Raw genomic sequence first — 8125 nt, 5'->3', positions numbered from 1 at the left:
CTTTTGGCACGCTGTTGAGTTCTCAAGGAACGGACGCTTCCTTCGAAACCAATCGGTTCTGACGATGCAGTACCGGTTTCTCCGGACGTTTGCCCTTTCGGTGTCTCCGACTCTATCAGATCCGTTTTCCGGCCCGTTTCCGTGCCGTCTCCCGAATCGGATTCCCCTGTCGGCGGGGCGCCTTCCGGCTGACCGCTACTTTAGGGCCTTTCCCCGCCCGGCTCCAAATCGAGCCGAACCGCAAAAGCAATTCACCATGCCAAGGCACGACGAACAGACCCCCGCAAAGGGAGTGCGCTCAGTAGTAGAGGATCCGCCGGAACGGCGGGAGGAGTCACCAGAAGCCGTGACCGGCCGCTGACAACCCGAGGAACCTTACGGACCGATGGCCACCGTGTCAACTGCCGATTTCGTCTCCGTTGCCTCGTCTGCCTTGTCTGCCTCGTCCGTCCCGCCCGCCTCAGCAGCCACCTCAACAGTCATCTCGTGGACTCCCCCCTCTCCCCTTCCCCCGCCCCGGCCCTCCCGGCCCTCCCGGCCCCCGGCCACTGCCGTCAGCGGTCGTCCCGGTCCCGGGTCACGCGGTCCTTGGCGGAGAGCCTGCCGTCCCGGAAGCAGAGCCGGTACAGCGGCGAGTCGGCGAAGGTGGCGGTGCGGTAGAAGCGGCACGCGTCGCTGTCGGCGGGGTCCGGGGGGACACCGGACGGCCGGGTCTCCTCGTCGTACTGGTACCCGGGCAGGCTCGGCGCCACGACCCTCTCCGGGGCGCCGATGCGCAGCGCGTCGTAGGTGCCGCGGGAGAGCACCGATGCGTGTGAGGTGTAGATCTGGAAGCCGTACATGAGGACCGCCAGCGCTGCAGTGGCGGCTGCCGGGATCCACAGGGCGTTGACCACGCCGCGGTGCACGCGTCTGCGGGCCTGGGCCAGTTCCTCCTGCGAGCGGGACGTGCCGGTCAGCGCATCCGAGGAGGTAGGCGAGGGCGGCCCGGGGGTGAGCGGGAGGCGGGCCGCCACCTCGAAGCCGTCCCGGGCGGGACGGGCCCGGAAGGTGCCGCCGAGCTGGCGGACGCGTTCGTCCAGACCGATCAGGCCGGTGCCGGAGCCGCTCTCCGGGGCCGGCGGGACGGCGTCCGGCGGCGCGTACGCCGCTGCGGAGTTGTGCACCCGCACACTCAGGCGGTCCTCCTCCCGGCGCAGGTCGACGGCGATGCGGGAACCGGGGGCGTGCTTCGTCGCGTTGGTGACCGCTTCCTGCACCACCCGGTGGACGGCCCGGTCGACCATCGGGGGCAGCGGGGCGGACAGGGCTCCGGGCGTCTCCGGCGCCACGTCGGTGCCGTGCTGGTGGAGGACGATGTCGACTCCGGAGGCGGCGGTGCGGCCGACCAGTTCAGGGACGGTCTCGGAGGTGCTCCCGGGGGCGTCCTGCGGGAGCCCGGTCGTGTCCTGCCGGAGCAGCCCGATGATCCGGTGGAGGCGTTCGGTGGCGTCGGCGGCGGCCTGCCGGAGTTCGGCCGCCGAGGCGCGGGCGTCCTCGTCCACCCCCGGGGAGACCTGGAGCCCGGCGGCCCGCACGGCGATGAGGCTGAGGTCGTGGCCGAGGGAGTCGTGCATGTCTCCCGCGATCCGGGAGCGCTCGCGCAGCCGGGTGCGCTCGGCGACCAGTCGGTGTTCCCGCTCCATCCGGGCGGCCAGCTCCCAGCCCGCGCTCTGGAGTTCGTACTGCTGGCGGCGGAAGCGGCCCAGCAGCCAGGGCAGTACCGCGGCGAAGACGACCGTCGTGACCAGGGTGAACCAGTCCCACAGGTCGGCGCCCGGCAGCGTGAGCGCGGAGACGAGTCCGGCCGCGCACAGCACTGCGGCGGCGACGATCGAGGGGCGCACGTGCTCCGCGCGGCGGCCGAGCAGAAAGCTGAGCGCGACCAGGGCCGGGCAGAAGGTGCTGGTGAACAGTTCCGGTGTGGCGGCGAGGCTGAGCGCGGCGGGTACGGCCGCGGCCGCGAGGGGCGCCCGGCGGCTGAGGGCTGCCGCGAGGGCGAGCAGCGGGGCGGCCGGAACCCGGAGCAGGAGTGGCACGTCGTGCACCGTGGCCAGGGGCCAGGCCATGAGCAGCCACAGAGCGGCATCGTTCAGGGCCGCACGGGCCCTGGGGCGGCGCAGGGCCGTACGCAGACCCGCGCCCGGTCCCTTGCGCGCGGCCTTCCGCAGCCGGTCCGTGCGGCGGGGGGCACGTGCGGGTGAGGTCACGCCGGTCACGGTACGCGGCGGGTGGGGACCGCACCTCTGTCGAAAGTGCAGGGCACCCGGCGACGATCGTGCGCTGCCGACCGGCTGTGCTGCTCCGTACGTTCCGGGCCATGAACGATGCGGCAGTGCATGCGGTCGAGGGTCTCGTCAGTACACCGTGGGTGTATGTGGCGCTGTTCGGAGTCGCGATGCTGGACGGGTTCTTCCCGGTGGTGCCGAGCGAGACGCTGGTGATCACCCTGGGGGTGTTCGCCGCGGCGCAGGGCGAGCCGGCGCTGGTGCTGGTGGTCCTGGTGGCGGCGCTGGGTGCGTTGGCCGGGGACCACGTCTCGTATGCGATCGGACGGCGCTCGGGGGCCCGGGTGCAGGCACGGCTGAAGGAGGGGAGCCGGGCGCGGCGGGTGTACGAGCGGGTGGGGCGGATGCTGGCCGAGCGGGGCGGGCTCGTGCTGGTGGCGGCGCGCTACATCCCGGGAGGGCGGACGGCCGCCACCCTCACCACCGGCGCGACGGGGTTCCCCCGCCGGTCGTTCACGCGGTACGCCGCCGTCGCCGCGGTGAGCTGGGCGGTCTACTCGGCCTGCCTGGGGTATGCGGGCGGGGCGGCGTTCGAGGAGACGCCGCTGTACGGGGTGGCGCTGGGGCTGGCGCTGGCGTTCACGATCACGCTGGTGCACGAAGGGGCCCGCGGGATCCGGCTGCGGCTGCGGGGCCGGGCTCGCGCGGCGGCCCCCGGGGCGCCGGGTCCGGGCCGGGCGCACGGGACCGGACCCGAGGACCTGCGCCGCCGGCCCCCGTCGTGTCCGGCCGGCGGGGACGCTAGCCGCCGAGTTCGCGGCTGCGGTCGCGGGCGGCCTCGATGGCGTCGATGAAGGCGGCGCGGACGCGGTGGTTCTCCAGTTCGCGGATGGCGTTGATGGTCGTACCGCCGGGTGAGGTGACGTTCTCGCGGAGGGTGACGGGGTGTTCGCCGCTGTCCCGGAGCATGGTGGCGGCGCCGACGGCGGCCTGGACGATCAGTTCGTGCGCTTTGTCGCGCGGGAGGCCGAGTTGGATGCCCGCGTCGGTCATGGCCTCGACCAGGAAGAAGAAGTAGGCGGGGCCCGAGCCGGAGAGCGCGGTGGCCGCGTCCTGCTGGTTCTCCGGGAGGCGCAGGGTCTTGCCGACGCCGCCGAAGATCTCGTCGGCGAGCTTGAGGTGGTCCTCGGTGGCGTGGGTGCCGGGAGAGATGACGGACATGGCCTCGTCGACCAGGGCCGGGGTGTTGGCCATCACGCGGATGACCGGGGTGCCCTCGGCCAGGCGCTGCTCCAGGGAGCGGGTGGTGATGCCGGCCGCGCCGCTGATCACCAGGCGGTCCGCGGGGACGTGCGGGGCGAGTTCGTCCAGCAGTGCGGCCATGTCCTGCGGTTTGGGGGTGAGGATGAGGGTGTCGGCGCGCGCGGCGGCTTCGGCGTTGCTGACGGTCTCCACCTCGTAGCGGCGGCGCAGTTCCGCGGCGCGCTCCGGGCGGCGGGCGGTGGCCAGCAGGCGGGCGGGTGACCAGCCGCCCCTGAGCATGCCGGAGAGCAGCGCTTCGCCGATCTTGCCGGTGCCGAGGACCGCGACGTTCTGGGGGGTCATGGGTGCTTCACCTCGTGCCTCGTTGCGCGCGTCGGGCGGGCTGTCTGCGTCCGCCCTGTCCACGTTCGTGGACGCGGTGCCCATCCTCGCACCGGCTCGCGCTCCGTAGCGGGGCCGTTCCACAGCGCGGACCGGCCCCGCGCGGTCGGGCGGCGCCCAGCGGTCGGGCGCCCCGCGCGGCCGAGCGGCCCGGCTCCGGCCGAGCGGCCGGGTCAGGCCGTGCGGCGGCGGAGGGTGGCGGCGCCGAGGAAGAGGACGAGGAGGGCGCAGCCGGCGACGACGGCCACGTCGCGGACGAAGTCCCCGGTGACGTCGGGGTGCTTGAGCACCTCGGTCATGCCGTCGACGGCGTAGGACATGGGCAGCACGTCGGAGACCGCCTCCAGGGCCGGCTGCATGCTGCTGCGGGGTGCGAACAGGCCGCACAGCAGGAGCTGCGGGAAGATCACCGCGGGCATGAACTGGACCACCTGGAACTCGGACGCGGCGAACGCGGAGACGAAGAGCCCGAGTGCCGTGCCGAGCAGCGCGTCGAGCAGGGCGACGAGCAGCAGCAGCCAGGGCGAGCCGGCGATGTCGAGGTCCAGCAGCCCGACCGCGACGCCGGTGGCGGCGGACGCCTGGACGACGGCGAGGGCACCGAAGGCCAGGGCGTAGCCGAGGATCAGGTCGGCCTTGCCCAGGGGCATCGACAGCAGCCGCTCCAGGGTGCCGGAGGTGCGCTCGCGCAGCGTGGCGATGGAGGTGACCAGGAACATCGTCACCAGCGGGAAGATGCCCAGTAGCGAGGCCCCGATGCTGTCGAAGGAGCGCCGGTCGGCGTCGAAGACGTAGTACAGCAGGACCAGCAGCAGAACGGGGACGAGCAGCAGCAGCGCGATGGTGCGCGGGTCGTGGGCGAGTTGGCGCAGGACCCGGCGTGCGGTGGCGAAGGTACGGGCGGCGTTCACGGGGTGCCTCGCAGGGGGTGTTCGGCGGGCTCGGTGGGGGCGGATTCGACGAGTCGGAGGAAGGCGTCCTCGACGGTGTCGCTGCCGGTGGCCTCGCGGAGTGCCTGCGGGGTGTCGGCGGCGAGCAGGGTGCCGTTCCGGACGAGGAGGAGGTGTTCGCAGCGGTCGGCCTCGTCCATCACGTGTGAGGAGATCAGCAGGGTGGTGCCGTGTGCGGCGAGGCGGTGGAAGAGGTTCCACAGGTCGCGGCGGAGCACGGGGTCGAGGCCGACGGTGGGCTCGTCCAGGACGAGCAGTTCGGGGGTGCCGAGCAGGGCGACGGCGAGGGAGACGCGGGAGGACTGACCGCCGGAGAGGTTGCCCGCCAGGTCGTCGGCGTGGGAGGTGAGGTCGACGTCGGTGAGGGCGCGGGTGACGGCGGCGGCGCGGTCGGCGCGCGGGATGCCGAGGACCGCGGCGTAGTAGTCGAGGTTCTGCCGGGCGGTCAGGTCCGCGTAGACGGAGGGGGACTGGGTGACGTAGCCGACGCGGGAGCGCAGCGGTGCGGAGCCCGCGGGCCTGCCCAGGACGTCGAGGGTGCCGGTGACCTTGGCCTGGGTGCCGACGACGGCCCGGATGAGGGTGGACTTGCCGCTGCCGGAGGGCCCGAGGAGGCCGGTGACGGTGCCGGGGGCGACGTCGAAGGAGAGCTGGTCGAGGACTCGGCGGCGGCCGCGGATCACGGTCAGGCCGCGGGCGTGGACGGCGGGCGGGTCTGCGGGCGGCTCGGCGGCGGGCGGCTCGGCGGCGGGCGGAGGTTTATTCATCACGCGATGAATTATGTTGCCGGTGGCACGGGAGCGTCAAGCGGCCGGACCGGAAAACGGCGGTGCCGGCCCCCTGCTGCCACGCAGGGGGCCGGCACCGCCGGTGGGACGGGTGCGCCGCTCTCGGTCGGCGCCGCTCCGGTCAGACGCGCTCCAGCGACCGGCCGCCCGGACTCTCGGGGCTCCCGGCCTCCCCGGTGGCGCCCTCCTCCGGGGTGCGGGACCCGGCGGGCGGCTGCGGGGCGCGGCCCAGCCGGCTCGGCCACCAGATACGGGCGCCGATGTCGAGGGCCAGCGAGGGCACCAGCACGGTGCGGACCAGGAAGGTGTCCAGCAGGACGCCGATGCCGACCAGCACCCCGAGCTGGGCCATCGACACCAGCGGCATGGAGGCGATGACCGCGAAGGTGGCCGCCAGCACGATGCCCGCCGAGGTGATCACCCCGCCCGTGGAGCTGAGCCCGGTCAGCACGCCCGCGCGGTGGCCCCGCAGCGCCACCTCCTCGCGGACCCGGGTCATCAGGAAGATGTTGTAGTCGATGCCCAGCGCCACCAGGAACACGAAGCCCATCAGCGGGAGGGAGTTGTCCACGGCGGGGAAGTCCAGCAGGTACGCGAAGACCAGATGCGAGGCCCCCAGCGCGCCGAAGTAGGACAGCACCACCGTGGCCAGCAGCACCAGCGGCGCGAGCAGTGAGCGCAGCAGCGCCACCAGGACGAGCAGGACGACGGCGAGCACGACCGGGATGACGACCTTCAGGTCGCTCTCCGCGGCGCGCCGGGTGTCCAGCGACTCCGCGGTCGTACCGCCCACCAGGGCCTCGGCCCCGTCCACCCCGTGCACCGCCGTACGCAGCCGGTCGACGGTGCGCTCGGCGGCCGCGCTGTCCGGCGCGTCCCGCAGGACGACCGACAGGGAGGTCAGCGACCCGTCGGCGGTGCGGTCGGCGGCCTCGACGGACTCCACCCCGGGAACCGCGGCGGCGGCCCGCTCGGTCTCGGCCCGCTCCGCTGTCCGCACGACCACGGTGGCCGGGTCGGAGGAACCGGAGGGGTAGTGCGCGGAGAGCTTCTCCTGGGCGACCACCGACTCGGGCTTGTCCTGGAACATCTCCGCGTTCGTCAGGCCCATGGTGATTCCGGTCGCGCTCAGCGCCAGCGCGGCGGTGACGGCGACGGACATCAGCCAGGACCAGCGCGGACGGCGGGCCAGCAGCGCACCGATCCGGGTCCAGACGGTACGGGCGGCGGCGTCCTGCCCGGCCTCCTCCGCCGCCGGAGCCCCGGTGCAGCGCGGGACGAACGGCCAGAACACCCAGCGGCCCGTCACCACCAGCAGGGCGGGCAGCACGGTGATCATCGCCAGCAGGGCGCAGACCACGCCGACGGCACCGACCAGGCCCAGCGAGCGCGAGGAGTTGATGTCCGCGAAGGCCAGGCAGGCCAGCCCGACGGCGACGGTGCCGGCCGAGGCCACGATCGCCGGGCCGGAGCGGCGCAGCGCCAGCCGCATCGCGTCGTGCCGGTCCTCGTGGCGGTGCAGTTCCTCCCGGTAGCGGGCGATGAGCAGCAGCGCGTAGTCGGTACCGACCCCGAAGACCAGCACCATGAGGATGCCCGCGCTCTGCGGATCGACGGGCAGCGCGGCGTACTTGGCCAGCGCGAAGGTGGTGACCTGGGTGAGGACCGCGGCGAAGCCGACGGACAGCACCGGGACGAGCCACAGCAGCGGACTGCGGTAGGTGAGCAGGAGCAGCAGCGTGACGACGGCACCGGTGGCCAGCATCAGTGTGGAGTCGAGGTTGTCGAAGACCTTGATGCTGTCGATCAGCGATCCGGCCGGGCCGCCGACCTCGATGTCGAGACCGGGCGGCGCGTTGGCCGCCGCGACCGAGCGGACCTTCTCCACGTCGCCGGTGAGGTCGTCCCCCGCGGTGGAGAGCGGTACCACCAGCATGAGCGCCTTGCCGTCCGCGGACGGGACCGGCCCGCTGATCTGCTCGCCGCGGGCCACCAGCGGCGCGAAGTCGGCGCGGTCGGCGCGGGCCTCGGCGGCGTCGGCCGGGGTGGTGGCGGACCCGCGGGAGTAGACGACCACCGCGGGGATGATCTCGTCCTCGCCCCTGAACTTCTCCAGTTCGGTGTTGACCTGGGCCGATTCGGCGCTGCCGGGCAGGAACGCGTTGGAGCTGCTGTCCTCGACCTCGCCGAGCTTGCCGGCCAGCGGGCCGAGGGCCGCGACGAGGATCAGCCAGGCCGCGAGGACCAGCCACTTGGCGCGCCTGCCGCCGGGGGCCGTGGCCAGGCGGCGCAGCGCGGGGGTTCTCCCGGCCGGGGGTCGGGGGCGGGCAGGCATGGGTAACCTCCATGGGTGTGGGTGTGGGACGCGAGGGGTTCGCGGAATGCTCACGCTCACAGGTACGGCCGGGAGTTGCCGCTCCCGGCCGTACGAGCGCCGGTGGCCGCCGGGGTGCGGCGGATGTGACGTCGTACGGGG

6 protein-coding genes are annotated in these 8125 nt (G+C 73.5%); 1 reads left to right on the top strand and 5 read right to left on the bottom strand.

Annotated features, from left to right (window positions below; all coding sequences use genetic code 11):
* Positions 1–554: 554 nt before the first annotated feature.
* A complete protein-coding gene (locus BMX65_RS26575; RefSeq protein ID WP_239501763.1) occupies positions 555–2249 on the bottom strand; it encodes a sensor histidine kinase in 1695 nt (564 codons plus the stop codon).
* Positions 2250–2359: 110 nt separating this feature from the next.
* Here BMX65_RS26575 and BMX65_RS26570 point away from each other — a divergent pair, with 110 nt between their 5' ends.
* On the top strand, positions 2360–3121 hold the full coding sequence (locus tag BMX65_RS26570; protein ID WP_075002898.1) for a DedA family protein: 762 nt from the start codon (positions 2360–2362) through the stop codon (positions 3119–3121).
* On the opposite strand, the gene proC is transcribed toward BMX65_RS26570, so the two are convergent.
* The 4 genes from proC to BMX65_RS26550 all read right to left on the bottom strand — a co-directional run bounded on the left by proC (position 3069) and on the right by BMX65_RS26550 (position 7984).
* On the bottom strand, positions 3069–3872 hold the full coding sequence (proC, locus tag BMX65_RS26565) for a pyrroline-5-carboxylate reductase (RefSeq protein ID WP_075002897.1): 804 nt from the start codon (positions 3870–3872) through the stop codon (positions 3069–3071). The two genes, BMX65_RS26570 and proC, sit on opposite strands and share 53 nt — an antisense overlap.
* A 212-nt stretch (positions 3873–4084) precedes the next feature.
* Positions 4085–4822: an ABC transporter permease gene (locus BMX65_RS26560; RefSeq protein ID WP_075002878.1), complete on the bottom strand. Its 738-nt coding sequence runs from the start codon at positions 4820–4822 to the stop codon at positions 4085–4087.
* Positions 4819–5628: an ABC transporter ATP-binding protein gene (locus BMX65_RS26555; protein ID WP_177214354.1), complete on the bottom strand. Its 810-nt coding sequence runs from the start codon at positions 5626–5628 to the stop codon at positions 4819–4821. Before BMX65_RS26555 ends, BMX65_RS26560 begins: the two co-directional genes overlap by 4 nt.
* Positions 5629–5770: 142 nt before the next feature.
* Positions 5771–7984: an MMPL family transporter gene (locus BMX65_RS26550; protein ID WP_075002877.1), complete on the bottom strand. Its 2214-nt coding sequence runs from the start codon at positions 7982–7984 to the stop codon at positions 5771–5773.
* Positions 7985–8125: the final 141 nt, after the last annotated feature.

This window comes from Streptomyces qinglanensis (assembly GCF_900111245.1).
In the GTDB taxonomy this organism is placed as follows: Bacteria; Actinomycetota; Actinomycetes; order Streptomycetales; family Streptomycetaceae; genus Streptomyces; species Streptomyces qinglanensis.
This window is presented reverse-complemented; position numbering and strand designations above follow the sequence as displayed.

What these genes read in the sequence shown, in the direction of transcription:
- BMX65_RS26570 (WP_075002898.1), top strand. Translation starts at nt 2,360, where the DNA reads ATGAACGATGCGGCAGTGCATGCGGTCGAGGGTCTCGTCAGTACACCG.
- BMX65_RS26555 (WP_177214354.1), bottom strand. Translation starts at nt 5,628, where the DNA reads ATGAATAAACCTCCGCCCGCCGCCGAGCCGCCCGCCGCCGAGCCGCCC.
- BMX65_RS26550 (WP_075002877.1), bottom strand. Translation starts at nt 7,984, where the DNA reads ATGCCTGCCCGCCCCCGACCCCCGGCCGGGAGAACCCCCGCGCTGCGC.
- proC (WP_075002897.1), bottom strand. Translation starts at nt 3,872, where the DNA reads ATGACCCCCCAGAACGTCGCGGTCCTCGGCACCGGCAAGATCGGCGAA.